Here is a 25,880-nt window from a genome sequence, read left to right as displayed (position 1 = left end):
TTATTCGACGTTTATTTAAATTTAAATTCTAATTATAAGTTACCTAGTTTATGTGTCCTATATACATTACGTTTGTATATTAAATATTTTTAATCAAATTAATAATTCTCCTTGAAATACTATAACTGCTGGTCCAGTCATAAAAACTTCCTCCTCATTATTAATTTCAATCAATAATTTTCCTCCAGGTATATGAACAAAAACTTTCCTATCAGTGTTCTTCAACAACATTGCTGCCACTGCTGACGCACAACTTCCTGTTCCACAGGACATCGTCGGACCTGCTCCTCTTTCCCACGTTTTCACTCTTATATTATTTTGATCTACTATTTCGCAAAAATTTACATTTGTGTTTTTGGGGAATAACTTATATTTTTCAATATATTTACCTTCATCAATATCAAAATCATCTAATTTCCCAAATATCATAGTATGAGGAACTCCCATTAACATTGATGTTATTTTGTACTCTTTACCTGTCTCAACTTCTATTTCTTTATCCAGTATTTCATATTCAGATGTAGCAGGTATATTTGAAGGCTGCAGGCTATATTTTCCCATGTTTATTTTCACACTTTCAACAGACTCTCCTTCAAAGTTAAGAAATGCTTTTTTAACTCCATCCTCTGTCTCAATATTAATAATTTGTTTGTTAACTAGCTTTTTCTCAAACACATATTTTGCAAAACATCTAATTCCATTCCCACACATTTCTGCAAAAGATCCATCTGAATTTACTATTACCATTTTTATATTTGCAATGTTACTTTTTCGTACTATTAATATCCCATCTGCCCCTACACCAAACCTTCTATGACAAACTTTCTTCGCGATACTACTTTCTATACCAACTAATTTATTTTCTAAATCTTCAATTATTACAAAATCATTCCCTGTGCCGTGAACCTTTGTTATAAACATTTTTGTTCCTCCTTAACATTAGATAAAAACAATCCCTAATAAACCTATCTCTATTATAACTTATTATTATTTTCGCATAAAGGTAAACATTCAACATCTTGATTTTAATTTGCTATAACTATATACTTAGTGTATTATTATTCAAAATACATTAACTTGAAAGGATGATTAAATGGCATTTGACGGTTTTTTCCTGCGCAGTATAATTGACAATGTAAAAGACTATTTAATTGATTCAAAAGTAGATAAAATAAATCAACCTGAGAAAGATGAAATAATACTAACTTGTAGAAAAGGAAGAATAAACAAAAAATTATTAATCTCTGCAAGTTCTAATTATCCTAGAATTCATTTTTCCGAAATAAACAAAAAAAATCCTATGAAAGCTCCAATGTTTTGTATGGTTTTAAGAAAATATTTAAAAAACTCAAAAATCATTGAAATAAAACAATACGATAATGACAGGATAATCAGTATGCATTTTGTTGGCACTGATGAATTAGGTTTTAACTCAGAGTATATTTTATTCATTGAGATTATGGGAAGACACAGTAATATTACTCTAGTACGGGAAAGAGATAATATAATAATGGACAGTGTTAAACACTTAACTCCTGACATTAATTCTGTACGAATTATCTTACCCGGACAAGAATATAATTTTCCTCCAAAAACAAACAAACTAAATCCTTTTGATTTTTCAAAAGAACAATTTGAAATCAAAATTAATGAATGTCCTTCAATAGATGAATTTTTCTATTTAAACAATTTTTCAGGCATAAGTAAAAACTTCTCAAAAGAAATTTTTACTAGATTAGATAATTTTAATAGAAAAGATTTATTCAATAGTTCAAAAAACTTTTTTTCAACTATTGAAAATAGCAAAGATATGGATTATATTATTTATTCTAAAGAAGGAATACCAAAAGATTTTTATTGTATATATTTAGAAACATATAATGATTATGATACTGAAAAATTTGATTCTCCTTCTGAACTATTAGAGTATTACTATCAAAACAAAGACATGTTAGATAGGATTAAATCCAAAAGCTCTTCAATTCAAAAGATTATCAATAACAATATTCATAGATGTACAAAAAAAGAAAAAATTCTTAATAAAGAATTAGAAACTTGTTTAGGTAAAAATAAATATCAACTTTATGGAGAGTTATTAACAGCAAATATTTATTCGCTCAATAAAGGACTAGAAGAAATAAGTTTATTAAATTATTATGACGAAAACGGTTCATTTGTTACAATAGAATTAGATAAATATAAAACACCATCTGAAAACATACAAAAATACTTTAAAAAGTACAATAAATTAAAGAAAACAGAAGTAGCTGCAAAAGAACAGCTTATTCAAAACGATGAAGAATTAAATTATCTTTATTCTGTTTTGACAAGTTTAAAAAACCTTACCACATATGATGAAGTTGATGAAATAAAACAAGAATTAGTATTAGCAGGTTATATCAGAAAAACTAAGGCACCTAAAAAGAAAAACAAGTCAATCTCTGAGCCTATGCATTTTATTTCTTCAAACAACATAGATATTTATGTAGGTAAAAATAATATTCAAAATGATTATCTTACATTAAAATTTGCATCTAAGAATGATATATGGCTACATACTAAACAAATACCAGGTTCTCATGTAATTATAAAGAATTCTCATGATATTACAGATAAAACAATTGAAGAAGCAGCAAATTTAGCTGCCTATTATAGTAAAGCTAGCACTTCAACAAAAGTTCCTGTAGACTATACACAAGTAAAAAACATAAAAAAACCTAATGGCTCAAAACCAGGTATGGTTATATATTCTACAAACAAAACTGTTTATATTGACCCACATAAACCAAATATAAAACAAAATAAGAGTTCTTGATAGAGAACTCTTATTTTGTATAAATTTCAACAATATCAACGTCATCAATTTCAGATACTTTAACTGACACCAACTCTTTTTTAGATGTTGGAATGTTCTTACCAACAAAATCAGCTCTTAAAGGTAGCTCTCTGTGCCCTCTATCAATTAAAACAGCTAATTGAATAGTAGAAGGTCTTCCTTTATCAATAACAGCTTCCATAGCAGCTCTTGCTGTTCTACCTGTGTAAAGAACATCATCTACCAAAATCACTTTTTTATTTTTAACATCAAGTTCTAATATACCTTCATTAATAACTGCTTGGTCATTTATTTCAGTTAAATCATCTCTATATAAAGTAATATCAACACAACTAACTGGTACTTTTTCGCCTTCAATCTTAGTAATTAATTCCGATATACGATTCGCTAAAGGAAATCCTCTTCTTTTTATTCCAATCAAAAGAATGTCGTCTACTCCTTTATTTTTTTCGATAATCTCATGAGCTATTCTTGTTAGAGTTCTTTTCATTGCTTTTTCATCTAATAAAACCTTTTTTGTTTTCATCTAAGACCTCCTTATTAATCTCAATTTCCCTAATATATCATCAAAATAATCAGGCAATTCAGTAGAAAATTCTACATACTCACCTGAAGAAGGATGTAGAAATCCTAATCTTTGGGCATGAAGTAATTGACCATTTAGTTTATACTTAGCATTTTTAAATCCATATATGGGATCACCCACAAGTGGAAACCCTAAATATCTCATATGAACACGAATTTGATGAGTTCTACCCGTTTCCAACTTACATTTTATTAATGTATTTTTTTCAAATCTTTCTAAAACTTGAAAATGGGTAACAGCTCTTTTACCATCTTTTACTATAGCCATTTTAATTCTATCTCTTTTGTTTCGTGCAAGTGGTTTATCTACAGTTCCATAGTCATCTTTTATTACACCTTCTGTAAGTGCAATATATTCTCTATTCATAGAATGATCCTTTAGTTGCTCTGCTAAAGATATGTGAGCTTTATCATTTTTAGCTACTACAATTACCCCAGATGTATCTTTATCAATTCTATGAACTATACCAGGTCTAATTACGCCGTTAATACCTGATAAGTCCTTACAATGATGCAACAAAGCATTCACTACTGTGCCTGAATAATTTCCTGGTGCTGGGTGAACGACCATGCCTTGTGGTTTATTAACAATAACAATGTCTTTATCTTCATAAACAATATTCAAAGGAATATCTTCAGATTCTACTTGTAATTCTTTATCTTCTGGAATTTTTACAATAAGCACATCATTAATTTTTAATTTATAATTTGATTTAACTTTTTTGTTGTTTACTAATATACTTCCTTCATTTACTATCTTTTGAAAATATGTACGAGATTTACCTTCATAGCATTCAACCAAAAATAAATCTATTCTTTTTAATTCCTCATCTAAATATACAATTTCTTCTTTTCTGTTTTCCATTAATCCCATTCCTTTATAATTGAGTAGCATAATAATATCGTACCAATTACTACAAAAATATCTGCAAAATTAAATGTAGGAAAATAATAAATATTTTTGTAATGTACCATAATAAAATCCACAACATATTTATAATAAATTCTATCAAACAAATTACCAATAGCTCCACTAATAATTAATGAAAGTGAAATTCTTGATATTAAAGTTTTTTTCATTTCTTTAAACATAAAATAAACAATTCCGCCCAAAATTATTATTGTAATTATTGCGAGAAAAACTGTTTTACCTTGCATAATACCAAAAGCTGCCCCTCTATTTTCTAAATACTGAAGATGAAAAAAATTCTTTATTAATTCAATATCATCACCTAACCGAAGATTATTAAATGCCCATATTTTTGTAATTCTATCAATAATTATACCTAGTATTATTATTACTAACTCCATAAACTCCCCCACCCTTAAACTTTATTCTAAAGTGTTCTTATACTGAGTATTGCTTATTTTCTCAATGTTCTCCACACATATTACATCTTGCTCTAACTCTTCACCATCTTTAATTGAATTAAAATTTTCCAATTTTCGAAGTGTATCTTCTTCATCAAATTCATTTATGTTATCACTGTTTTCAAAATTAAATGGAATACCTATTATTCTTTCCTCAGAGCTTTTATTACTATTAAAACTTTTTATCAAATGACTTTCTTCATTTGAACAACTTGAGCAAAGATTAGTATAAGGAATTATATCTAATCTCTTTTTTGAAATTTCAGTGCCACAGTGAGAACATATTCCGTAATCTCCATTTTCTAATCTCATTAATTCTTTGTTAATTTTGTCTAACATATTTTTTTGATTCTTTTCTAAAGCAATTTCCTTTTCAATTTGGTATAGTTCGGAACCTTCATCTCCTGTATGATTATCATAGTGTGAGAGTTCAGATCGTATACCACCATTTTCATTTAACAAATCCATATTTTTTGTTGAATTTAATTTTTTTTCTAATTCTTTTTTCTCATTTTGAAGTTTGTTCCTAAAATAATTTTTATCGCTATTATTCATAAATAACACTCCTTATTTTAATGTGGCATTATTTATGATTTGTATTTTTTATAATTATTACTCAATTAATTTAAGGATGTTTCTTATTATGCTAGTAGAATTTTTTACTGCTAGTGGTGTGAATTTCTCATAGTCACTAAATGCACCTGTTGCCGCATTATCTGATATTGATCTAATTACAACAAAAGGAATAGAATTCAAATAACATACTTGCGCTATACTTGCTCCTTCCATTTCACAAGCAATTGCATCAAATTGATTGCACATCCAATTTACTTTTTCTGCATTATTTATAAACTGGTCTCCTGATACGATTCTCCCTACAAAAACATTTACATCTTTATTCAACTTAGCTGATTTCTTAGCCAAGTGAACAAGTTCTTTACTACACTCAAAATGAAATACATCCATTCTAGGAATTTGTCCTATTACATCTCCAAAAGCCGATGTATCCATATCGTGATGCACTAAATTACTACCTATAGCAATATCGCCAGGTTTTATATCTTTTGCAACTCCACCAGCTACTCCAACATTTATTACTTTATCAACATTAAAATCATCAATTAGAATTTGTGTGCATATAGCAGCATTAACCTTCCCAATCCCACATTTAACAACTACAATCTTTTTTTCTAATAATAATCCAGTATTAAAAATCATATTAGCTTTTTCAACCTTACTCTCCACTTTCATTTCTTCTAATAATATACTAACTTCCTCATCCATTGCCCCAATAATTCCAATAACCATATTTAACCCTCCTAAGTAATTTATTAGATAAATATAATTTAACAAACTTTTGTTTGTTATACAATAAAAAAATAAAATCCCACTATAACAGTGAGATTATAATTACATTAAAATATATTTATTATTCTTCATCAACATCATCTATAAACTCAATAGAATTACTGATTCTAGTTACTTCTATATTCTCATCTGCATCTTTTTCTTCAATTTCATTATTAATAACTTCTTCAATTGATTCAATTGATTTAGATGTGTTATTCATGGATTCAGTATAACTTATATTGAAATTCTTTGTAAAATCTTCTTCTAAACTTTTGAAGATATCTAATTGAGTTTCCATAAAATTCTTATATTTTGATTTGAATGTCAAAAATTCTCTTTTAACTCTTCCATAGTCTTCATTAATTTTAATAACTTCAGTATGTGCATCATCAATTATTCTTTGTGCAGTATCATTAGCTTTCTTTAAAATTATATTAGCTTCTTCTCTAGTATTATTTTTCACTTGGTCTGCTGTGTTTTGGGCCATCAACAAAGTATTATTAATTGTTGCTTCTATCTGTTTATAATTTTCCAATTTTTCTTCTAACATAGCTAGTCTTTCTTTTAATGAAGAGTTGTCCTTATATAACGCTTCATAATCTTCAGCCACATCTTCTAAAAATTCATCAACATCATCTTGCTCATAACCTCTAAATGCCTTTTTAAATTCCTTGTTCTCAATATCCATTACTGTTATTTTCATTTAATTGTCCCCCTTAGTTAGATAAACTTGTATATTATAACTTTTTTTCTTCCTTTTTTAGTTTCACCTATAAATTCTCCAAATTTAAATTTACCATATCCCCTTATTGTAATAATATCTCCATAATTCAAATTACTATTTTTCTTATTCACGTTTTTATAATTAACCAAAACATTGCCTTTTTGTATCAATTTTATTGCTTCATTCCTAGAAATATTAACTGCTGCTGAAACAACTGTATCACACCTCTCTGAAGCTATTTGCAATCTAATTATTTCAAACTCATGAGTTGGAATACCTTCTTTTTCTATATTTACCTCTGCTATTTTTACAGGTGAATTTTTGACTTTATTCAAATTAATTTTAACAAATTCCACAATAATGTCTGCTACTGGTAAGTAACATTGTTCATCATTAATTACCAAATCACCGAATAAACCTCTTTTTACACCTAATGAAGTTAAAGCCCCTAAATAATCTCTATGATTTATTTTACTAAATTTCGAACTATTTGAAATTACTATAAGTTTTATTGGGAAGTTCAACTCATCAATTGTATTAAAAGGTTTAATTGCCAAAAATCTTCTTTCACTTTCTTCAAAAAAACCCTCTACAATAATTTCACAACCTAATAGTTGATTTTTTTCTTTAAGAACTTCCCAAATATTAGGTGTCAGAAATTCATTGTAATAAACAATTTTATTTGTTTTATTAGCTAATATTATTTTTTCATACAATTTTGATGCTAGTAATTCCTGATCAATCTGAAAATAACTTAAAAATTGATTCTTATTTATTTTAATCATATTTTTTCCAATTTAACATTCCATTAGTCTTTATGTCAGCTTTAAATTCATTATCCACTTCAATATTCGACGGAGACATTACATATACTCCTTTTTCTACTTCTTCTAGGCTACCACCTAACGCATAACATGACCCTGCAATAAAATCTATCAATCTTTGTGCAATTCCAGATTCAATACTTTTCATATTAATTACGCAAATTTTTCTATTTTTTAAATTGTCACAAATTTCTACAGCATCGTTATAATGACTGGGTTTGATTATTAAAATTTTTGTAGATTGAGCTGAATGTATACTTACAACTTTATTATTCCCCTTACTTTTACTTGCATATTTAAAAACATTATCTATATCATTATTTTCTTCATTATAGTCTTTTTCAAAATCTTCTAAGTCTTTTGCTTCCTCAATTTCATCAAAATCATCAGTGAATCCTAAAAAATTCATCATTTTATTTCCAATTTTCTTAGCCATTGAGATAACCTCCTTTATTAAAGCTCTTTATTATAATTCCTTTCACCAAAAATACCAGTACCAATACGAATCATATTGCCTCCATTATTTACAGCAAACATATAATCACCAGTCATTCCCATAGACAAATATTCCATAGTTATGTTTCTAAAATTCCTGTTACCAATATCATCAAAAATATTTTTCATCTTTTTAAAATAAATAATATTATCTTCCTCTATTCCTCTTGGAATAACTGTCATTAAACCTTTAATTCTTATGTTTTTGCATTTTTCACATTCAATTAATAAATTTTCAAGTTCCTCAATCATTATTCCTGATTTTCTCTCATCTCTCCCAATATTAATTTGCACTAAAAGATTAGCGATTTCCCCTTCTTTGGTATAAATTCGCTCAATTTCTTTTAAAAGTTTAATACTATCTAAAGAATGAATTAAAAAAACTTTCCCTACTAAATATTTTACTTTATTTTTCTGCAAATGTCCAATAAAATGCCATTTTACATCATCATGAAATTTATCATATTTATCTATCAATTCCTGAACTTTATTCTCTCCGAAATCCCTAATACCTATTTTGTACACTTTATCCATCTCATCAATAGTTCTTGTTTTTGATACTGCAATTAAATGAGTCTCAGATGTAATATTTGACATAATACAATCAATTTTCTTTTTAATCTCCATAATTCCACCTCAAATAAGCCTTTAATTTTCCTTAGGTATAGACATATATTCAATATATCTATTTCCACTATATGAAAATATTTTTATATCATTAGATTTATCTACCGAAATTTTAATTCCTCTTAATCTTAAAAAAGTTAATCTTTTATCATCTTCAAGAATTCCATTATATAACTCACCTTGATTTCCAATAACTTCAATTATAAAAGGACTAGCTATTTTTATCCCATTTACTTTTATTAGCGGTCCATCGCAAAGAATTGTAGATGTCTCAATTATTCTTTGTCCATTGATTGAAATAACTTCTGCACCAGAATTTTTAATATCATTTACTAAACTTCGCAAATCAAAGTCATGTATTAACCTCGACCATGCTTCCGATGTATTTTGAATATTATTGTAAACTTGTACACCGTCCTCAAGTGTGATTACTAACCCTGGCCCCTCAACATCTTCTTTTCCTAAAATTAAATTGTTAATTACTAATTCATTTTTCATTTCTTCAGTAACTTGATTAAAATCACTTGTATACTCGGAATATTTTTCTAACTTTTCTTCTAGATATTTTATGTCATTCTTTAAAACGCTTGTTTCTTTATATAAGATCAATCTATCATTATAAGCTTGTAAATACTCAGTAGGGCTTAAATATAATTTTGAATCTCCTTCTTTATTAGTATTTATATTTGAGGATATTAAAATACCAAATAATATTGATGCAACGAATATATATATAGTTGCTCCATTTTTTTTCATTTAGTCACCTCATTAATGCAATTTACTTTTTTCAATTTTTTCAATTAACGATCTCCTAATGGATGAAAAATTATTAAATATCCTACTACCGAATACTATTACTGCTGCAATATAAATTGGCATATCAAGTTTATCCCCTAAATATGTAAGTCCGACAGCAAGTATTGCATTTCCAAAAAAACCTGATATAAAAATATCACTTCTAAATTTCTCTTCTATCAAAGCCCTCAAACCTCCAAAAACTGAGTCCATCGAAGCTAATATTGCAACAGATAAGTAAGATGAAAACATAAGCGGTATGCTTATATTACCAAACAATCCAATTAGTACTCCTATTAATAATCCTACTAGTATAAACATTTAAACACCTCTAGTCATTATTTATTGTTTCTGCATATTTGAAATCCAATTCTAAAGCATACTTTAATATTTTAACATCATCAGCATACTCTATTTTAATATTGCTATTGCCAAAACGTCCATCTATAACCCCTGGGAAATCTAATGTTCCCTTTAAATTCTTTTTATTTCCAATTGCTTTTATAACAACTTCATTATTTGGTGAAATTCTCACATCATTAATAATAATTATGTCACCCGCATTATTAATTCCAGTCCTTGCAGTAATTCTAACATCATTTACACTAATAGCTTCGGCACCAGCATAATTCAATTCATTTATAAGACTTATCAAATCCAAAACATTAATAGATGATGAAACAGCCCCTGGTTCTGCAAAAATATCATTTGTTGGTGTAATTGTTATTATTGTTCCAGATCCTATTACATCAGTTTTACCTGTTAACATTCTAGTGTTCTCTAGCTCATTTACTATTGCTTTTGTCATAGTATCATTACTAGCAGCAGAAGTTTCATAATTTTTGACTTGTCCTTGCAGTTCATTTATCTTTTCTTCCATTTCTTCTTTCTGCTTATTCAATTGCTCAACCTCAAGAGTTATTTTCGCAACATCAGCTGTATCTGTTAAATTATTTTGCTTCGCAATTGCTTTTATCTGATAAGTAATCATAAAACCTAACGATATTGAAACAACACCAATTGCAATTTTTTCGCTTACTTTTTTCATTATGTCCTCCTATTTTTCTATCTTAAAAACCGGGTTTCCAGTGTAACTTACATCAATATACCCTTTTTTATCATATAAATTATTATTATTCAAAATATTTATACCTTTATTTACTTTATCTTTCAAATTCTCAGAATCTCCTATAATAATACACATATTATTATAGGAGATCTTTATATCAATTAAAGATTCAATATTTACGATATCAGGCTTATCTAAACTACTATCCAAATAAATAAAAAGGTCCGTAAGGTCCTTAATTAACTTTTGTTGTCTATTGTCTTCAGTTACATAAGTATTAACTTCTAGTCCATTTATATTTATTCCTTCTAGTAATATTATATCATTATCATCCAGATTATCTTTTACATCAAATATAAATCCTGTCTCGTCTATTAAAAAAAAGTTGAGGCCACTTTTTATATAAAACATATGGTTTTTTTCAAGTGTATCAATTATCAGTGTGTCAGGAAATACTTTTTTTACATCAACTTGAGAAATTTCGCTCAATTTAACTAATTCATTTTCTATATTTTTTTTCCTAACAAAAAAAATGTTTGTCCCATAAACCTCTTTAAGTTCTGATTGTATATATTCTTCCTTAATAGTCATATTATCATTAATAACTATATTTTTAATTTTAAAAATAGGCAAATTTATCCCCACTAATACTAATAATGCAAATAAAAACAAAAGAGGCAATAAATATTTTTTCTTTTTATGTTTCTTAATTTGATTGTTATTTTGCTTCTGATTATATATCATCGTATTAGCCTTTCATATGAATTTCCATTTATATAATACCACATAATGTAATAATAATAAATATTAAATAAAAATTTTTACCCTTTGTTAATCATATTTTGCAAACAATAAAAAGCCCTTTTGGGCTTTAAATTTTTTTTATATGTCGTGATATATTTAATAAAATTCCCATTGCTGCCATATTTACGACCAAAGATGAACCTCCATAACTAATAAAAGGAAGTGGAACACCTGTAACAGGCATAGTACCAGTAACAACGGCAATATTTATAAGTGCTTGTATAGCAATTATACCTGTTATACCAACTGAAAGCATGGTACCATAAATATCTGGAGCTTTGCTAGCAATTCTTAACCCTCTAAATACAAAAAATATAAACAAACCAATTATAAATAAACAGCCTACAAGGCCAGTTTCTTCACCAATAACTGCAAAAATAAAATCATTGTGAGGTTCAGGTAGTAATGTATATGTAGTTTGTCTTGATAAACCTAATCCAACTCCTGAAATTCCTCCTGCACCTAATGCTAGTAAAGATTGTATCAATTGATAACTATCTCCTTGGGGGTCTGCCCATGGATCCAAGAAACTACTTATTCTATCTAATCTAAACGGTTCAATAAGTATACCTACTACACCAAGTGCAAATACTAATGCCACTACTAAAAAAATATGTTTTATATCACATCCCGCTGTAAATAGCACTAATAAAGTTACTATCATTATCACAGAAGCAATACTTAAATTCTTCTCCGCCAAAACTAAAGCTGCAAAAAATCCAGATACCAATAAAAATGGTACTACTCCTTGCCAAAAGTTCTTCATCTTATTTCCTTTATTCTCTATACTTTGTGCCATAAAGAGAATAACAACATATTTTGCAAGTTCAGAAGGCTGCAAAGAAAATCCTAGAAATGATATCCATCTTCTAGCACCATTAACTGGTTTAAATATTGGTAAAAAAACTGCAAGCAGTAAAATAACAGTACCTATCATTATAAACTTTGTATATTTTTTATACTTATGATAATCAATATTTTGTATTATTATCATAGCCGTTAAGCCTAACGCCCACCACATACCTTGTTTTTTTAAGTAGTACATTCCATCACCATTTTTTAGACTCGATGGATAACTTGCACTAAACACCATTATTACCCCTATAGATACTAAGAGCAAGATTGTCATAAACAACCAAAAATCTACTTCTCCAGATTTTTTATTTGCTACCTTATACATAAAACTCCTCCTGAAAATCATTCAATATTATAAAACTGATAGAAATCCTAATAAGCAAAGTATTACTGTCACTATGGAGAAAACAGCTACTACTCGTGTTTCATGCCAACCACATAATTCAAAATGATGATGAAGTGGACTCATTTTAAATATTCTTTTACCTGTTTTTTTAAAATATGCAACTTGAATTATTACTGACATAGTTTCAGCTAAATATATTCCACCTACCAGTATTATAATAAGAGGTAGTTTCATAACCAGAGCAATTGCTCCTATAGCTCCCCCTAAGGCTAGCGATCCAGTATCTCCCATGAAAACTCTAGCTGGGAAAGCATTGAATTGTAAAAATCCAAGCAAAGCTCCTGCAAGTGCCGCTGCAACAATTGATACATGATAATAGCCTAATATAAAGCTTAAAGAAGCAAAAAATGTAGCAACTAAAATAGTAACTGTTGTACATAAACCATCTAAGCCATCTGTAAGATTCACTGCATTAGTTATAGCTGCAAAGTAAAAAACAATAAATGGTATATATACTAATCCTATATTCACTTCAATTTTCAAAAATGGTATAAAAATCATACTTCCAATATCATTATTTTTATAGGCTAGTATTGCTATTATAAAAGAAACAATCAAAAGTAAAAGCATCTTTTTTTTAGGTGTTAATCCTTCACTTGTCTTCTTCTTAATATTTAAAAAATCATCCAAAAATCCAATTAATCCAAATCCAATTAATGAAAAAAGTATAATAAAAACATTGTAGTTAATATTCCTATCAACAATAAATATAGTTATTATAGTTGATATTATAAATAGTACCCCACCAATAGTAGGAGTACCTGATTTTTTCTGATGGCTTTTAGGACCCTCTTCCCTTATATTCTGTCCAAATTTTAATTTATGTAAAGCTGGCAATAATAGTGGCCCAAGTAAAAGTGAAATAAAAAAAGCTACGATTACTGAATATATCATTAAACTCATTAGTTTTCTCCTCTAACCTTCGTATTTTAATAGAAATTCAACTATATGCTCAAATTTCATATATCTCGATGCTTTAATAAGAACTACATCTTTATTGTCAACAATGCTGTGTAATTTTATTAATGCTTTTTCAACAGATTTAAATTGATAACTTTCCCTCCCTGAAAAACCTCTGCAATAATCTTCAGAACATTCTCCAATTGTTACTATTAAGTCTATATTATTTAAAAGGGCGTACTCTCCAATGGACCTATGGAGTTCTGATGAATTATCGCCTAATTCTTTCATCGTTCCTAAAATTGCAATTTTTCTACCTTCGTATGTACTCAAAATATCAATAGCTGCTCTCATAGAATCTGGACTTGCATTGTAGCAATCATTTATTATAGTAATGTAATCCGTTTTCTTTATTTCTAATCTCATAGAAGTTCTTTCTATATTTCGTAATCCCTTTTTCATTTCATCAAAACTTATCCCTAATTCATCAGCACATGCAATACAAAGCAATGAATTTAGAACATTATGCTTCCCAATTAAATCAAAAGTAAATTCTTGTTCGAACTTACCCTCTTTATAAAGATTAAATCCTATAGAATCTTTTCTACATACTACATCACTGGCATAAAAATCCTCATTACTAGAATATCCTGTCTTAATTAACCTATGTTCACCTTTATTTATTTCCCTTAATAAATCATTTTCACTATTAACTATCAACAAGTTGTTCGCATGAAAGTAGTTTGTTATTTCCATCTTTGCTCTAAGTATATTCTCTCTGGTCTTTAAAAATTCCAAATGAGAATCTCCAATATTAGTAATAATAGCCATATCCGGCTTCGCTGTCTTAGCTAATCTATCTATTTCACCTAAGTTACTCATGCCCATTTCTAATACTGCAATATCGTATGAATTATCCAATTTAAATATCATTAATGGTAACCCGATCTCATTATTGAAATTCCCTTTTGTTTTAAATACTTTGTATTTGCTGCTTAACATAGCTGCTAATATATCTTTCGTTGATGTCTTTCCTGTAGATCCTGTTATGCCAACAACCTTTATTTTTAGTTTATTCCTATAATATTCTGCAAGTTCTAAAAGAGCTTTTTTAGTGTCATTTACTAATATTATTGAAGTTTTCTTTTTTAAATTACATTTATCAAATATCTCCTCATCAACAATACATAGAGATGCTCCTTTATTACTTGCCTCTTCTACAAACTTGTTCCCATTAAAATTTTCACCAGTTAATGCAAAAAATATACAATCTTCTAAATTTTTTCTTGTGTCTGTTTCAACTCTATTAAAGTACTCATTCCCTGAATTAATTAAACTTTTACCACTAACAGCTTTAAGGATCTCATCAAAAGTTAGTTTTTCCATTCTTAGAAAACCTCCCTAATTATTTCATCAATTACTTCTCTTTCATCGAAATGAATAACTTCATTTTTAAGTATTTGGTAATCTTCATGACCCTTACCAGCAATAACAATCACATCATTTTCTTCTGCTATCTGTATCGCCTTTTTTATTGCGTCTTTTCTATTTACTACAACTATTAAATTATCGTCATTATCTTTCTCAATTCCATCCATAATATCTTTAATAATTTCTTCTGGATCTTCTGTTCTTGGATTATCTGATGTGATAATAGCTACATCAGATAGCTCCGAACCAATTTTTCCCATGATAGGTCTTTTAGTTTTATCTCTATCCCCACCACAACCAAAAACACTAATCAATCTACCTTTAGTAAATTCTTGTGCTGTTTTTAAAATATTTTCCAACCCATCAGGAGTATGCGCATAATCAATAATAATATCAAAATTCAAATTATATTTATTTGATACAAGTTCACATCTACCGGGGACAAAAGCATTTTCTAATCCTTTTTTTATTATTTTAACATCAATATTTTCTCTAAGGCACACTGCTGCTGCACAAAGCGCATTATACACGTTATATCTACCTGGTATATTCAAATGGATTTGTTCTTTTAATCCTTTGTAATTCAAATCAAATTGAACTCCCCTTGAATGAGTAATTATACCTGACGCAACAACATCTGCATCATTAACTAAAATGGAATAAGTAATGCTTGATGAATTAGTATCTTCTATTATTCTCTTTCCGTATTCATCATCTATATTAACTATATTATTTTTACCATTTTTGAACAATTTCAATTTTGCCTTATAGTATTCTTCAAAAGTATTGTGAAAATCCAAATGGTCTCTAGTCAAATTTGTATATAATGAATAGTCAAAATCAACATTATACACCCTATCCAAAGATAAAGAATGCGATGAAACTTCCATTATGCAATATTCCACATCTTTACATACCATTTTCGAAAAAAGTTCTTGAAGTTCTAGAGATTCAGGCGTTGTTCTCTCAGTACTAATCTTCTCATCTAAAATATAGTTATTAATAGTCCCAATCAAACCGGTTTTCTTCTTAGCAGCCTTTAAAACTGATTTTAGCATAAATGAAGAAGTTGTTTTCCCATTTGTACCTGTAATACCTATAAGTTTTATTTTATGTGAAGGATTATCAAAATAGTTAGCCGCTGATATAGCTAATGCTTTCCTTACATCTTCAACTTGTAATATGGTTATTTGCAAGTTATCACCAGTTTTGATTTTTTTACTACAAATAATTACTGATGCACCCTTTTCTATTGCCTTTTGTGCAAAATCATGACCATCAACTTTATATCCTTCTACACAAAAAAACACATCGCCATTTCCAACTTTTCTTGAATCATATTGTATTTTTTCAATTTCTTTGTTAATATCTCCATTTAAAATGCTATATTTTACTTTATTAAGCACTTTCTTAAGTTCCATAACTACACCTCATACTCAAAATTTAAATACTAGAATTATTATACCATCAAACAAATTTTTAGAAACAAATTTTTTCTTTAATCTGGTATGTTTTCTAATTGCAAAACTACTTTTTGACCTTTTAAAACACTTTGTCCAGGGCTTATACTTTGTTCAGAAACTAATCCTTCCCCTAAAAATGTTACTTCCACACCCAGCTTATTCAAAATATCCTCTGCTTTTTCTGTGTTTAGTCCTATTAAATTAGGCATAACTACATCTTCGGTTTCTACGGATCCATTACCAGTATATAAAATTATTTCACTAGTCTCTTTTAAAGTATATCCAGGTTTTGGCATCATATTCACTATATAATCACCTTCACCACTAATTTTATAGCTTAAATTACTCTCCTCAATAGAAGAAATTGCTTCAGCTTTTTTAAATCCTCTAACCTCTGGAACTACAACATCTTCTAATAATGCTTTTTCTCCATATTCTTCATTTGCTATATCTAAATAATTAAAAGCATTCACAAAAACTTCTTTTGCTACTGGCGCTGCAATTTGTCCTGCATAGTAATTAGATGGGTCTGGCTCGTCTATTGAAATAAATACTGTGATTTTGGGTGTTTCCCCTGGAAGTATAGGTGCCATGCCACCAAAAGAAGCAATATACTTTTTTTCAGCATAAACACTATCTACCACTTTTTGTGCAGTACCTGTCTTTCCTCCAATGTGATAACTTTCAACATAAGCTTTTTTGCCTCCGCCTTCTGAAACAACTTTTTCTAAATATCCTCTCAGTCTGTCCATAACCTCTTTATCTTCAATAACTCTAATATTCTCGTCTTCATACTGCTCATCAATGATTAATTCTCCTTCATCATCATAATGAGTAATATCTTTCATAACATGAGGCGTATAATAAGTCCCCCCATTAGCTATAGCATTCATTATAGTAACATATTGTATTGGTGTTAAAGTATTAGTTTGCCCAAAAGATATTGTTGCTAAATCTGTTTCAGTAACATCCTCAGCAGATTTTATAATTCCAGCAGCTTCTCCTGGTAAGTCAATACCAGTTTTATGACCTAATCCAAATGCATCAATATGTTTATATAGTTTGTCTACTCCCAACAATTCTGCCAATTTCATAAAACCAACATTACATGAATTTTTTAGAATATCAACAAAGGATTGAGTACCATGACCAGTCGTTTTCCAACAATGTATTATTCGTTTACCTATTGTTACACTACCATTACAAATAACAGTGAATGTATCTTCGTCAATAACTTTTTCTGCCATAGCAGCTGTTGCTGTTACTACTTTAAATATGGAACCTGGTTCATAGGTATCACTTACAGCCCTATTTCTCCAACTCTGTTGTAACTCTTCATAACTCTCCCCTTCTACCCACGGGTCATTTAAATCGTAATCCGGTTCGTTTACCATCGCTAGAATCTCACCATTACTGGGATCACTTATAATTATGGTTACTGCATTAGCTTTGTTATCTATCATAGCTTGTTCAGCTGCATTTTCACAAATCAACTGTAGAGTGGAGTCTATTGTCAAAACTACATCTTTGCCTTCAATTGGGTCAACAAATTCAGAAATATATGATGGGAATAATCCTTCATACCCATTTATTTCAGAAATCTTTACTCCATTAACTCCTGATAATTCTGTATTATATTGGAGTTCAACCCCTGCTAAGCCACTTCCATCTGAATTTGTATGCCCTAACACATGTGAAAGAAATTCTCCATTATTAGGTTCTCCATCTAATTCGCCATTAGGATAAACTCTTTCTACATCTGGCGAAATATTTATTCCATACAGATTAAGAGCTTCAAGCTCATCTGCTCCTTCTTTATTAATCCTTCTTGCTAAAATAGCATCACCCCATTCGGTATGTGCTAATATAGACAATATCTTTTCCTCCGTAACATCGACACAATCACTTGCCATTTTAGCAAATTCTTCATTTGATATGTTATTTTTTTCAAGCGTGATTCTTAATACATTCAAATCTAAGTCTGCTCTATAAACATTTACGCTAGTAGCCAAAACCTGTCCATTTCTATCTAATATGTCGCCTCTTCTAGGTGCAATAGTTACATCATTAGCCCATTGAGTTATTGCAATGCTCTTGTAATCATTTGATTTAATTATCATTATGTAAAACAACTTAACAACAAGAACAAAAAACAAAAACAAAAGTATGCCTGCAGTACCAAGCATCCTTTTCTTAATTTTAACCTTATCTATATATTTTTTAACAGCCACATCTTTACCCCCGCCAATTATTATCCTCTAAATTACCTTTTCAACAAACTATGAACTTATTTCTATTTAGTTTCTTGCACCCCATTATAAGCAGTAAAATTATCTTTATCCAAATCAACCGACACACAATTTTGTGAGCTTGGTAGAAACATTTCTAGTTCACCTTTTGAAATACTTTCAATATAACTTATATTGTCTGATTTTAACAATTCAATCCTTAAATCCTCATTAACAGCATCCATTTCAGCAATCTGATTTTCTACTATTTTAATTTCTCTTTCTATTTGTAATATATCACTATATCTTTTTACTATACTAAAAGCTATGACAAAAGACAAAACAACGCTTAAAAAAACTTTCATTTTTAAATTTAACTCAGCTTTTTTCTTTTGCTTATTGAGTTTTTTCTTGTAATCTTCAAATTCTTGATGCTGTCTATTTTTCCCAATATGTTTTTCAACTGTATTAGGATCTAGTGCTGTATTCCCATAAACATAGCTCATATTTCTACTCATAATAATCTATTCACCTCATTTATTAATTAGAACTTATTTTTTTAGCTACTCTAAGCTTAGAACTTTTACTTCTTGGATTGCTCTCTTTTTCTTCCTCAGAAGGTTCTATTGGTTTTCTTGTAACAATAGTAATTTTAGGTTTCTTCCCACATACACAATACGGGAAATCCTTAGGACATGTACAAGGGTCTTTTAATTCTGAAAAAGCTCTTTTGACAATTCTATCTTCTAATGAATGAAACGTTATAATAGATATTCGCCCATCTACATTTAAGCGTTCAATAGCATCTAAAATAGTTTTTTTTAGTATACCAAGTTCATTATTCACTTCAATTCGAATAGCTTGGAAAGTTTTTTTCGCAGGATGCCCTGAATTTTGAAACTTCATTGGGATAGAACCCTTAATAATACTCACTAACTCAGTTGTAGTCTCAATGTTTTTTTCTTTTCTTGTTTCTAAAATATTCCTTACAATCCTAGATGCAAATTTTTCTTCTCCATAATCTCTTATCACTCTTATGAGTTCTTTTTCAGAATACTCATTAATAACTTGAAAGGCAGTAAGAGCATCATCTCTATTCATTCTCATGTCAAGATAAGCCTCTTTCATATAACTAAATCCTCTATCTGCCGTGTCTAATTGATAAGAAGAAACACCTAAATCCATAAGAATTCCATCTATTTTTTCGATATTAAGCTCTGAAAGTATCCTATCAATATTATAAAAATTATCATGCACATAAGTAACGTTGTCAAAACAGTCTAGCTTTTCTTTAGCAAAACGCAAAGCATCATTATCTTGATCTATCCCTATAAGACGTCCTTTAGTGGACAACCTCTTTAATATTTCTATTGAATGTCCTGCCCCACCTAATGTACAATCTACATAAATCCCGTCTTCTTTAATTTGCAAACTTTCTATCACTTCATCTAACAGCACTGATACATGTTTAAATTCCATATTACCACCCTTATATTCCTAATTCGCTCATTTTATCTCCAATTTCATCGAAATTGATGTCTGAATTATTATAGTCTTCCCATTTTTCCTTACTCCATATTTCAATTCTTGTCATTACTCCTATACTTACTATTTCCTTTTTTACACATGCATATTCTAATAAATTTTGTGGTATAAGAGTTCTTCCTTGTTTATCGATATCTATTTCATTTGCACCTGAGAAAAAAAATCTCACAAATGCTCTGGCATCTTTGCTAGTAAGTGGTAATTTTTTTAATTTTTCTTCTAAAATTTTCCATTCTTTTATAGGGAATACATATAAACACCCATCAAGCCCCTTAGACACAACACATTTACCATCAAGCTGTTCTCTAAGTTTTGAAGGTATTATCATTCTATTTTTAGAATCAAGAGAATGAGAATATTCACCAATAAACATATTTACACCCCAATTATACTATTTCACTCCATTTTCAACCACTTTTAACCACTAGTTACTACTTCTATAAAAGTTTTAAAATTCCTTCTATTATAAATAAATATTTTTTAATTTTTAGGGATTATTTAAAATAAAGATTTATTCATTGGGTTTACACATATATAATTGATGTGGAATCCTCTAATACTCTACTTTTACTTGTTGAAATACAATAAACTCTAGAGTATAATCTATTAGTGGATTATAAAAAATATATTTAATTAGAAAGAGATAAAGAAAGGACTGTTAATATATGAAGCTAGGTATCGTTGGTTTACCTAATGTTGGTAAAAGCACATTATTCAATGCAATAACTAAAGCTGGAGCAGAATCTGCAAATTACCCCTTTTGTACTATAGAACCAAATATAGGAGTAGTAAATGTTCCAGATGAAAGATTAGAAGTATTAGAGGAAATGTACGCTCCTAAGAAAAAAACTTATGCATCTGTAGAATTTTGTGACATTGCTGGCCTTGTAAAAGGTGCAAGTAAAGGCGAAGGTTTAGGCAATAAATTCTTATCTCATATAAGAGAAGTTGCATCTATAGTACATGTAGTTAGATGTTTCGATGACGATAACATTGTTCATGTCGAAGGCTCCATTGACCCTATTAGAGATATTGAAACAATAAATACAGAATTAATATTATCAGATTTAGAAGTGTTAGAAAGAAGAATGGAAAAAACAGTAAAACTCGCTAGAAGTGGTAATAAAGATGCTAAGTTCGAACTGTCCATTATGGAAAAATTAAAAGAGCATTTAGAATCCGAAAATCCTGCAAGAACACTAGAAGTAGCTACTGAAGAAAACGTATTTATTAAAACTTTATTCTTAATTACTTCAAAGCCCGTGTTATATGTTGCAAACCTTTCAGAAGAAGATTTAATGGATGGTAATTCTGAGAACGAATATGTTAAAATTGTAAAAAAACATGCAGAAAGTGAAAACTCAGAAGTAATAACTATTTGTGCAAGAATCGAAGAAGAATTATCAGCATTAGAAGAAGATGAAAAAGAAGAATTACTAAATGAATACGGTATAAAACAGCCTGGCCTAAATCTTCTTATTAAAGCTAGCTATAGTCTTTTAGGTTTAATGAGCTTTTTAACTGCCGGCAAAGACGAAGTAAGAGCTTGGACTATTAATATAGGAACTAAAGCACCTGCTGCTGCCGGTAAAATACATACAGATATTGAAAGAGGATTTATTAGGGCAGAAATCGTTTCTTATGATAAATTAATTAGTTGTGGTTCTGAAGTTACTGCAAGAGAAAAAGGTTTTTATAGATTAGAAGGAAAAGAATATATAATGCAAGATGGTGATGTTGTTCATTTTAGATTTAACGTTTAATATTTCAAAAGAATAGAAGCTTTTTAAGCTTCTATTCTTTTCTATTTGATTCTTTATATTTTTCAAGCTCACTTCTTACTTTTTTCATAACCAAATCATAATCACCCATTAAGATTTCTATAGCATCTTTAATATTATCCATCACGTAAATATTAAATTCGCCTTTTTTTATTGCTGCTTCTATTTCGCTATCCAAAACTAAATTATCCCTATTGCTATTTGGCATCAACACTGCTTTACCTGTATGGGTACTAATATAATCACAGACTTTAAAAAAGCCTTCGATTTTATCATTAATTCCACCTATAGATTGAATATCTCCAAACTGGTTAATAGAACCTGTTACTGCAATGCTTTGTTTAACAGGAATTCTACTAATTGAAGAAATCATAGAAATAAATTCTGCAACTGATGCACTATCTCCATCCACTAGCCCATAAGTTTGTTCAAAACTGATATTAAAATTAATTGGTAATTTACCGTAACCACCAACAAATTCGTTTATTAATCCTCTTAATATATTAACAGATTTTTTATGAATCTTACCACTTAGGTTACTTTCACTTTGAACATCAATTATTTCTCCATCACCTTTGTAGCATGCACACGTAACTTTAAACGGTTTCCCAAAAGAATAATAGTTTAAGTCTATTACAGATAAACCATTAACCTGCCCGACAAAAGATTTATTTAAACAAATATTTATTTTATTCTCTTTAAAATATTTTTCGAATTCTTTTTCGAATAAATTCATATTTTGATAAGGAAAGAAAAAATCTTCACTTTCAATCATTTTATTATTATGTTTAATTGCATTTCGATTAGAATATACTAAAATATCATTAATCAAATTTGCATCCAAATATAATTTACTACTACTTTCTGCTTTTCTTGAAAAATATTTCGCTAGTTCTTTAATCGCTCTATCGCTAATATTTAAATAATTATTTTCCTCAATCAAACTATAAACCATATCCTTAAATTTTCGCTTAGTGTTCTCATCAATATCAACAACCGGGTTATACTGTATACAACATTTAAAGAGATTTTTAAATTCCTCATCACTATTAAATAAAATGTCAAAAATTTCATAACTTCCTATTAGAAATATTTTTGTATCAAGTTTAATATCTTGAAGTTTAATAGCACTTACACTCAAAAGATCAAGATAGTTCTTATTTTGATTAATTTTTAATTCATTTGTATTTAAGAATTTTTTTAAATAATAATATGCCTTATAATCTTGTAAAAGTTTTTCAGCATTTAAAATCAAACATCCTCCATTAGCTTGAATAAGAGAGCCACTTTTAACATTTGATAAATCTGAAGTATAATTCCCATTATCGTTTTTATATTCTATATTACCAAATAAATTATTTATATTAGGGTCATCTTCATAAATCACTTTAGGATGATCAAACTCTGAAGAATCAAATAAAACATTTATGTCATATCCTAAAATTATTTCTTTTATTATATTATCATCATCATCAAAACTTGCTGTATATTCTTTAATTACTTTTTCTTCTATAGACTGGCAAATATATTCTAAAAATGCTATTGCATTAATATCTTCCTTCAATTCATTTCTATAATCAGATTTCATTTTTTTTGTTTCATTAGATAAATAAAGATTAAATAATTCTTTTAATTCCTTTACTTGATATAATTCTATGTCCTTCAAATCTCTTATGATTTCTTTTGCTTCTTTTTTTAATTCAGTCACATTTTTCATGATATCATCTTTTTTAGTTGAATCTAACAAATCAAATTCATCTTCTGGAATCGGAACTTTATCCTTAATAGGAATAAATGAATAACCACTATAAGAAGTTTTAATTTGGAGATTTTTCTTCTCAGCTTTTTTCAAAAGTTTGTCAATTAGATCATTTCTTTTTTTCTGAATTTCATCAATTAACTCTTCTTTTTCATTCAAATCTGTATCATTATAAAATTTATTTATTATTTCATAATACTCCTCCTTAATACTCCTCAGATAGTTTTCAATTTTTTTACCATTCCCACTTTTTAAATATAAAACTTCTCCTTCATCTTTTTTTTCTTTAATTACATAACATATATCGCCTGGAATACTTTTCCCTTGTAATAAATTTTCTATATATTTCATAAGATTTTTTAATCGATAATTATAGCAATTATCGATTAAATATATATTAAAACCCTTTTGATTAATACCAAAAGCAACATCTATATTTTCAAAAATTTCATCTTCAAACTCTACTTTATCATTTTCCTTCGTAATACTATCAAAATTTATATTATATATTATTTCCTTAGATTTTAAAACTCGCTTCAATTAATTGCCCCCCTTTCTCTTTATTATATTAATATTCTATTATCTGAAAAATAGGAACAATTTCTTTATAAAACAAAAGCTGTTGACATTAAGTCAACAGCTAACTTTACTAATAATTACCTTTTTCAACCTCTAATCCATTAATAATTTCTACGGAAGAAGAAGCTCCTATCCTTGTTGCTCCATTTTTAATCATAATTAAAGCATCTTCAAGTTTTCTAACACCACCTGATGCTTTAACCCCCATTTCATTTCCTACTGTTTCTCTCATTAATTTAATATCTTCAGGAGTTGCTCCTCCTGTAGAAAAGCCAGTCGATGTCTTTACAAAATCAGCTCCCGCTTCTTTTGAAATTTCACAAGCTTTTTTCTTTTCTTCATTAGTTAAAAGACAGGTTTCAATTATAACCTTTGTAAGCGCTTTTCCCTTTGCTGCTTCTACAACGGCCTTAATATCTTTTAATACATATTCATAATCTCCATCTTTCATTCTACCTATATTAATAACCATATCTACTTCTTGTGCCCCATTTTCAATAGCTTCAATTGTTTCAACTTCTTTAACATTTGTAGTTGCTGCTCCAAGTGGAAAACCAATAACAGTACATACTTTGACTTCACTTCCCTTTAGTTCATCTGCAACTAATTTTACAAAACTAGAATTTATGCAAACAGAAGCAAAATTATATTCTAAAGCTTCTTTGCAAACTTTTTTTACTTGTTCCAATTGAGTATCTGGCTTTAAAATTGTATGGTCTATCATTCTAGCTAAATTTTCTTTTCTCATATTTATCCCTCCGAATATTTCTTTATTTACACAATAGTATTCTATACTAACTCTTAATTTCAAACAAGTATTAAATTATTTAAAGACCTCTAAAAAAGTATTCCAATGTAATATTTCCGAAATATTTCTTATAAATAAAAACAAATTATTATTAATAATGCTTTTAGTATTTCAAAAATCCTCATACTATGATATAATTCACTTTGATATCCTAAAATATTTAAGTAGAAAAGGAGTTAATATAATGGGCTTTAGAGATAGAATTGCACAAAGTTATACTAATAATTATATCAAAAAGTATGGTGATAGGCTTACTCAAACACAGGGTAAAGTTTTAAATATTAAAGTAGAAAGAAAAGCTATACTTTGGATCTTTAACAAAATAATGGTCACTATAATAGTAAAACCTGATAGAAGTAAGAATATTGTAAAAACTTATTACAATAAAAACAGATGGTTTAAAAAACCTAATTTCATAAACATATCACAAGGACACTCATTAATGATTCAAGGATTAAAAGGGAAAAAAGGCAAAGATAACAGAGAACAAATTCAAATCTTAAACATAATAAATATGACTAATAAACAACAACTTGTTCCTGTTGAAGGTCAAGATATGAAAAAAATCAAAGAAGCAACAAAGGTTAAATATAAAAACAGATAGATAAAAAGGAAGCTAATATAGCTTCCTTTTCTATCTAATAA

At 28.4% G+C, this 25,880-nt stretch carries 27 protein-coding genes; 3 read left to right on the top strand and 24 right to left on the bottom strand.

Annotated elements, in window-relative coordinates; genetic code table 11:
- Window positions 1-93: 93 nt before the first annotated feature.
- On the bottom strand, window positions 94-921 hold the full coding sequence (gene dapF / locus ACVHXK_RS00300; RefSeq protein ID WP_461204338.1) for a diaminopimelate epimerase: 828 nt from the start codon (window positions 919-921) through the stop codon (window positions 94-96).
- Window positions 922-1,093: 172 nt separating this feature from the next.
- On the opposite strand from dapF, the gene ACVHXK_RS00295 reads away from it, so the two are divergent.
- Window positions 1,094-2,815: an Rqc2 family fibronectin-binding protein gene (locus ACVHXK_RS00295; protein ID WP_461204337.1), complete on the top strand. Its 1,722-nt coding sequence runs from the start codon at window positions 1,094-1,096 to the stop codon at window positions 2,813-2,815.
- Window positions 2,816-2,825: 10 nt separating this feature from the next.
- On the opposite strand, the gene pyrR is transcribed toward ACVHXK_RS00295, so the two are convergent.
- From pyrR to mraZ, 21 genes are all read right to left on the bottom strand, one after another.
- Window positions 2,826-3,362 (bottom strand): bifunctional pyr operon transcriptional regulator/uracil phosphoribosyltransferase PyrR, encoded by a 537-nt coding sequence (gene pyrR / locus ACVHXK_RS00290; RefSeq protein WP_461204336.1) that lies wholly within the window; start codon window positions 3,360-3,362, stop codon window positions 2,826-2,828.
- Complete coding sequence (locus ACVHXK_RS00285; protein ID WP_461204335.1) at window positions 3,363-4,286, bottom strand: RluA family pseudouridine synthase; 924 nt, start codon at window positions 4,284-4,286, stop codon at window positions 3,363-3,365.
- A complete protein-coding gene (gene lspA / locus ACVHXK_RS00280; protein ID WP_461204334.1) occupies window positions 4,286-4,732 on the bottom strand; it encodes a signal peptidase II in 447 nt (148 codons plus the stop codon). Before lspA ends, ACVHXK_RS00285 begins: the two co-directional genes overlap by 1 nt.
- Before the next feature lie 21 nt (window positions 4,733-4,753).
- Window positions 4,754-5,347, bottom strand: a complete 594-nt coding sequence (locus ACVHXK_RS00275) for a TraR/DksA C4-type zinc finger protein (protein ID WP_461204333.1) — start codon at window positions 5,345-5,347, stop codon at window positions 4,754-4,756.
- Between the two features lie 57 nt (window positions 5,348-5,404).
- Window positions 5,405-6,100, bottom strand: coding sequence for a 5'-methylthioadenosine/adenosylhomocysteine nucleosidase (locus ACVHXK_RS00270; RefSeq protein WP_461204332.1), 696 nt, complete (start codon window positions 6,098-6,100; stop codon window positions 5,405-5,407).
- A gap of 121 nt (window positions 6,101-6,221) precedes the next feature.
- Window positions 6,222-6,845 carry a DivIVA domain-containing protein gene (locus ACVHXK_RS00265; RefSeq protein WP_461204331.1) on the bottom strand — a complete coding sequence of 208 codons (624 nt, stop codon included), beginning with the start codon at window positions 6,843-6,845 and terminating at the stop codon, window positions 6,222-6,224.
- A 17-nt stretch (window positions 6,846-6,862) separates the two neighbouring features.
- A complete protein-coding gene (locus ACVHXK_RS00260) occupies window positions 6,863-7,651 on the bottom strand; it encodes a YlmH family RNA-binding protein (protein ID WP_461204330.1) in 789 nt (262 codons plus the stop codon).
- Window positions 7,644-8,126, bottom strand: coding sequence for a cell division protein SepF (locus ACVHXK_RS00255; protein ID WP_461204329.1), 483 nt, complete (start codon window positions 8,124-8,126; stop codon window positions 7,644-7,646). Before ACVHXK_RS00255 ends, ACVHXK_RS00260 begins: the two co-directional genes overlap by 8 nt.
- A gap of 17 nt (window positions 8,127-8,143) precedes the next feature.
- Complete coding sequence (locus tag ACVHXK_RS00250; protein ID WP_461204328.1) at window positions 8,144-8,812, bottom strand: YggS family pyridoxal phosphate-dependent enzyme; 669 nt, start codon at window positions 8,810-8,812, stop codon at window positions 8,144-8,146.
- 21 nt (window positions 8,813-8,833) lie between these two features.
- Window positions 8,834-9,568 carry a DUF881 domain-containing protein gene (locus ACVHXK_RS00245; protein ID WP_461204327.1) on the bottom strand — a complete coding sequence of 245 codons (735 nt, stop codon included), beginning with the start codon at window positions 9,566-9,568 and terminating at the stop codon, window positions 8,834-8,836.
- A 12-nt stretch (window positions 9,569-9,580) separates the two neighbouring features.
- On the bottom strand, window positions 9,581-9,928 hold the full coding sequence (locus tag ACVHXK_RS00240; RefSeq protein ID WP_461204326.1) for a small basic family protein: 348 nt from the start codon (window positions 9,926-9,928) through the stop codon (window positions 9,581-9,583).
- A 10-nt stretch (window positions 9,929-9,938) separates the two neighbouring features.
- On the bottom strand, window positions 9,939-10,655 hold the full coding sequence (locus tag ACVHXK_RS00235; protein WP_461204325.1) for a DUF881 domain-containing protein: 717 nt from the start codon (window positions 10,653-10,655) through the stop codon (window positions 9,939-9,941).
- A 9-nt stretch (window positions 10,656-10,664) separates the two neighbouring features.
- Window positions 10,665-11,309 carry a cell division protein FtsQ/DivIB gene (locus tag ACVHXK_RS00230; RefSeq protein ID WP_461204324.1) on the bottom strand — a complete coding sequence of 215 codons (645 nt, stop codon included), beginning with the start codon at window positions 11,307-11,309 and terminating at the stop codon, window positions 10,665-10,667.
- 238 nt (window positions 11,310-11,547) lie between these two features.
- On the bottom strand, window positions 11,548-12,660 hold the full coding sequence (ftsW, locus tag ACVHXK_RS00225; protein ID WP_461204323.1) for a putative lipid II flippase FtsW: 1,113 nt from the start codon (window positions 12,658-12,660) through the stop codon (window positions 11,548-11,550).
- Between the two features lie 27 nt (window positions 12,661-12,687).
- Window positions 12,688-13,644 (bottom strand): phospho-N-acetylmuramoyl-pentapeptide-transferase, encoded by a 957-nt coding sequence (mraY, locus tag ACVHXK_RS00220; RefSeq protein WP_461204322.1) that lies wholly within the window; start codon window positions 13,642-13,644, stop codon window positions 12,688-12,690.
- Between the two features lie 12 nt (window positions 13,645-13,656).
- Window positions 13,657-15,027, bottom strand: a complete 1,371-nt coding sequence (locus tag ACVHXK_RS00215; RefSeq protein WP_461204321.1) for a UDP-N-acetylmuramoyl-tripeptide--D-alanyl-D-alanine ligase — start codon at window positions 15,025-15,027, stop codon at window positions 13,657-13,659.
- Between the two features lie 2 nt (window positions 15,028-15,029).
- Window positions 15,030-16,493, bottom strand: coding sequence for a UDP-N-acetylmuramoyl-L-alanyl-D-glutamate--2,6-diaminopimelate ligase (locus tag ACVHXK_RS00210; RefSeq protein ID WP_461204320.1), 1,464 nt, complete (start codon window positions 16,491-16,493; stop codon window positions 15,030-15,032).
- A 77-nt stretch (window positions 16,494-16,570) separates the two neighbouring features.
- A complete protein-coding gene (locus tag ACVHXK_RS00205; RefSeq protein WP_461204319.1) occupies window positions 16,571-18,766 on the bottom strand; it encodes a stage V sporulation protein D in 2,196 nt (731 codons plus the stop codon).
- A gap of 62 nt (window positions 18,767-18,828) precedes the next feature.
- Complete coding sequence (locus ACVHXK_RS00200) at window positions 18,829-19,281, bottom strand: septum formation initiator family protein (RefSeq protein ID WP_461204318.1); 453 nt, start codon at window positions 19,279-19,281, stop codon at window positions 18,829-18,831.
- Window positions 19,282-19,303: 22 nt separating this feature from the next.
- Window positions 19,304-20,242 carry a 16S rRNA (cytosine(1402)-N(4))-methyltransferase RsmH gene (rsmH, locus tag ACVHXK_RS00195; RefSeq protein WP_461204317.1) on the bottom strand — a complete coding sequence of 313 codons (939 nt, stop codon included), beginning with the start codon at window positions 20,240-20,242 and terminating at the stop codon, window positions 19,304-19,306.
- A 10-nt stretch (window positions 20,243-20,252) separates the two neighbouring features.
- Complete coding sequence (mraZ, locus tag ACVHXK_RS00190) at window positions 20,253-20,681, bottom strand: division/cell wall cluster transcriptional repressor MraZ (RefSeq protein WP_461204316.1); 429 nt, start codon at window positions 20,679-20,681, stop codon at window positions 20,253-20,255.
- A 292-nt stretch (window positions 20,682-20,973) separates the two neighbouring features.
- Here mraZ and ychF point away from each other — a divergent pair, with 292 nt between their 5' ends.
- The gene (gene ychF, locus ACVHXK_RS00185; RefSeq protein ID WP_461204315.1) at window positions 20,974-22,071 is read left to right on the top strand and encodes a redox-regulated ATPase YchF; all 1,098 of its coding nucleotides are present in this window, start codon (window positions 20,974-20,976) and stop codon (window positions 22,069-22,071) included.
- 31 nt (window positions 22,072-22,102) lie between these two features.
- Here ychF and ACVHXK_RS00180 read toward each other — a convergent pair whose 3' ends face one another.
- Together ACVHXK_RS00180 and deoC are read right to left on the bottom strand one after the other, a co-directional pair.
- Entirely contained in the window at window positions 22,103-24,388 is a 2,286-nt protein-coding gene (locus tag ACVHXK_RS00180; protein WP_461204314.1) for an AAA family ATPase, read from the bottom strand.
- A gap of 109 nt (window positions 24,389-24,497) precedes the next feature.
- Window positions 24,498-25,175 carry a deoxyribose-phosphate aldolase gene (gene deoC, locus ACVHXK_RS00175; protein ID WP_461204313.1) on the bottom strand — a complete coding sequence of 226 codons (678 nt, stop codon included), beginning with the start codon at window positions 25,173-25,175 and terminating at the stop codon, window positions 24,498-24,500.
- Between the two features lie 244 nt (window positions 25,176-25,419).
- On the opposite strand from deoC, the gene ACVHXK_RS00170 reads away from it, so the two are divergent.
- On the top strand, window positions 25,420-25,839 hold the full coding sequence (locus ACVHXK_RS00170) for a hypothetical protein (protein ID WP_461204312.1): 420 nt from the start codon (window positions 25,420-25,422) through the stop codon (window positions 25,837-25,839).
- Window positions 25,840-25,880: the final 41 nt, after the last annotated feature.

It is taken from the genome of Clostridium sp. DL1XJH146, assembly GCF_054819755.1.
The sequence above is the reverse complement of the archived record's forward strand: the minus strand, read 5'-3'. Positions and strand labels throughout refer to the sequence as shown.

Bases quoted from the DNA above. Each gene is read 5' to 3' on its own strand.
- ACVHXK_RS00285 (WP_461204335.1), bottom strand. From the start codon at position 4,286: ATGGAAAACAGAAAAGAAGAAATTGTATATTTAGATGAGGAATTAAAA.
- ftsW (WP_461204323.1), bottom strand. From the start codon at position 12,660: ATGTATAAGGTAGCAAATAAAAAATCTGGAGAAGTAGATTTTTGGTTG.
- mraY (WP_461204322.1), bottom strand. From the start codon at position 13,644: ATGAGTTTAATGATATATTCAGTAATCGTAGCTTTTTTTATTTCACTT.
- lspA (WP_461204334.1), bottom strand. From the start codon at position 4,732: ATGGAGTTAGTAATAATAATACTAGGTATAATTATTGATAGAATTACA.
- ACVHXK_RS00245 (WP_461204327.1), bottom strand. From the start codon at position 9,568: ATGAAAAAAAATGGAGCAACTATATATATATTCGTTGCATCAATATTA.
- ACVHXK_RS00210 (WP_461204320.1), bottom strand. From the start codon at position 16,493: ATGGAACTTAAGAAAGTGCTTAATAAAGTAAAATATAGCATTTTAAAT.
- mraZ (WP_461204316.1), bottom strand. From the start codon at position 20,681: ATGTTTATTGGTGAATATTCTCATTCTCTTGATTCTAAAAATAGAATG.
- dapF (WP_461204338.1), bottom strand. From the start codon at position 921: ATGTTTATAACAAAGGTTCACGGCACAGGGAATGATTTTGTAATAATT.
- deoC (WP_461204313.1), bottom strand. From the start codon at position 25,175: ATGAGAAAAGAAAATTTAGCTAGAATGATAGACCATACAATTTTAAAG.
- ACVHXK_RS00265 (WP_461204331.1), bottom strand. From the start codon at position 6,845: ATGAAAATAACAGTAATGGATATTGAGAACAAGGAATTTAAAAAGGCA.
- ACVHXK_RS00295 (WP_461204337.1), top strand. From the start codon at position 1,094: ATGGCATTTGACGGTTTTTTCCTGCGCAGTATAATTGACAATGTAAAA.
- ACVHXK_RS00240 (WP_461204326.1), bottom strand. From the start codon at position 9,928: ATGTTTATACTAGTAGGATTATTAATAGGAGTACTAATTGGATTGTTT.
- ACVHXK_RS00255 (WP_461204329.1), bottom strand. From the start codon at position 8,126: ATGGCTAAGAAAATTGGAAATAAAATGATGAATTTTTTAGGATTCACT.
- ACVHXK_RS00270 (WP_461204332.1), bottom strand. From the start codon at position 6,100: ATGGTTATTGGAATTATTGGGGCAATGGATGAGGAAGTTAGTATATTA.
- ACVHXK_RS00215 (WP_461204321.1), bottom strand. From the start codon at position 15,027: ATGGAAAAACTAACTTTTGATGAGATCCTTAAAGCTGTTAGTGGTAAA.
- ACVHXK_RS00170 (WP_461204312.1), top strand. From the start codon at position 25,420: ATGGGCTTTAGAGATAGAATTGCACAAAGTTATACTAATAATTATATC.
- ACVHXK_RS00250 (WP_461204328.1), bottom strand. From the start codon at position 8,812: ATGGAGATTAAAAAGAAAATTGATTGTATTATGTCAAATATTACATCT.
- pyrR (WP_461204336.1), bottom strand. From the start codon at position 3,362: ATGAAAACAAAAAAGGTTTTATTAGATGAAAAAGCAATGAAAAGAACT.
- ychF (WP_461204315.1), top strand. From the start codon at position 20,974: ATGAAGCTAGGTATCGTTGGTTTACCTAATGTTGGTAAAAGCACATTA.
- ACVHXK_RS00200 (WP_461204318.1), bottom strand. From the start codon at position 19,281: ATGAGTAGAAATATGAGCTATGTTTATGGGAATACAGCACTAGATCCT.
- ACVHXK_RS00275 (WP_461204333.1), bottom strand. From the start codon at position 5,347: ATGAATAATAGCGATAAAAATTATTTTAGGAACAAACTTCAAAATGAG.
- rsmH (WP_461204317.1), bottom strand. From the start codon at position 20,242: ATGGAATTTAAACATGTATCAGTGCTGTTAGATGAAGTGATAGAAAGT.
- ACVHXK_RS00235 (WP_461204325.1), bottom strand. From the start codon at position 10,655: ATGAAAAAAGTAAGCGAAAAAATTGCAATTGGTGTTGTTTCAATATCG.
- ACVHXK_RS00260 (WP_461204330.1), bottom strand. From the start codon at position 7,651: ATGATTAAAATAAATAAGAATCAATTTTTAAGTTATTTTCAGATTGAT.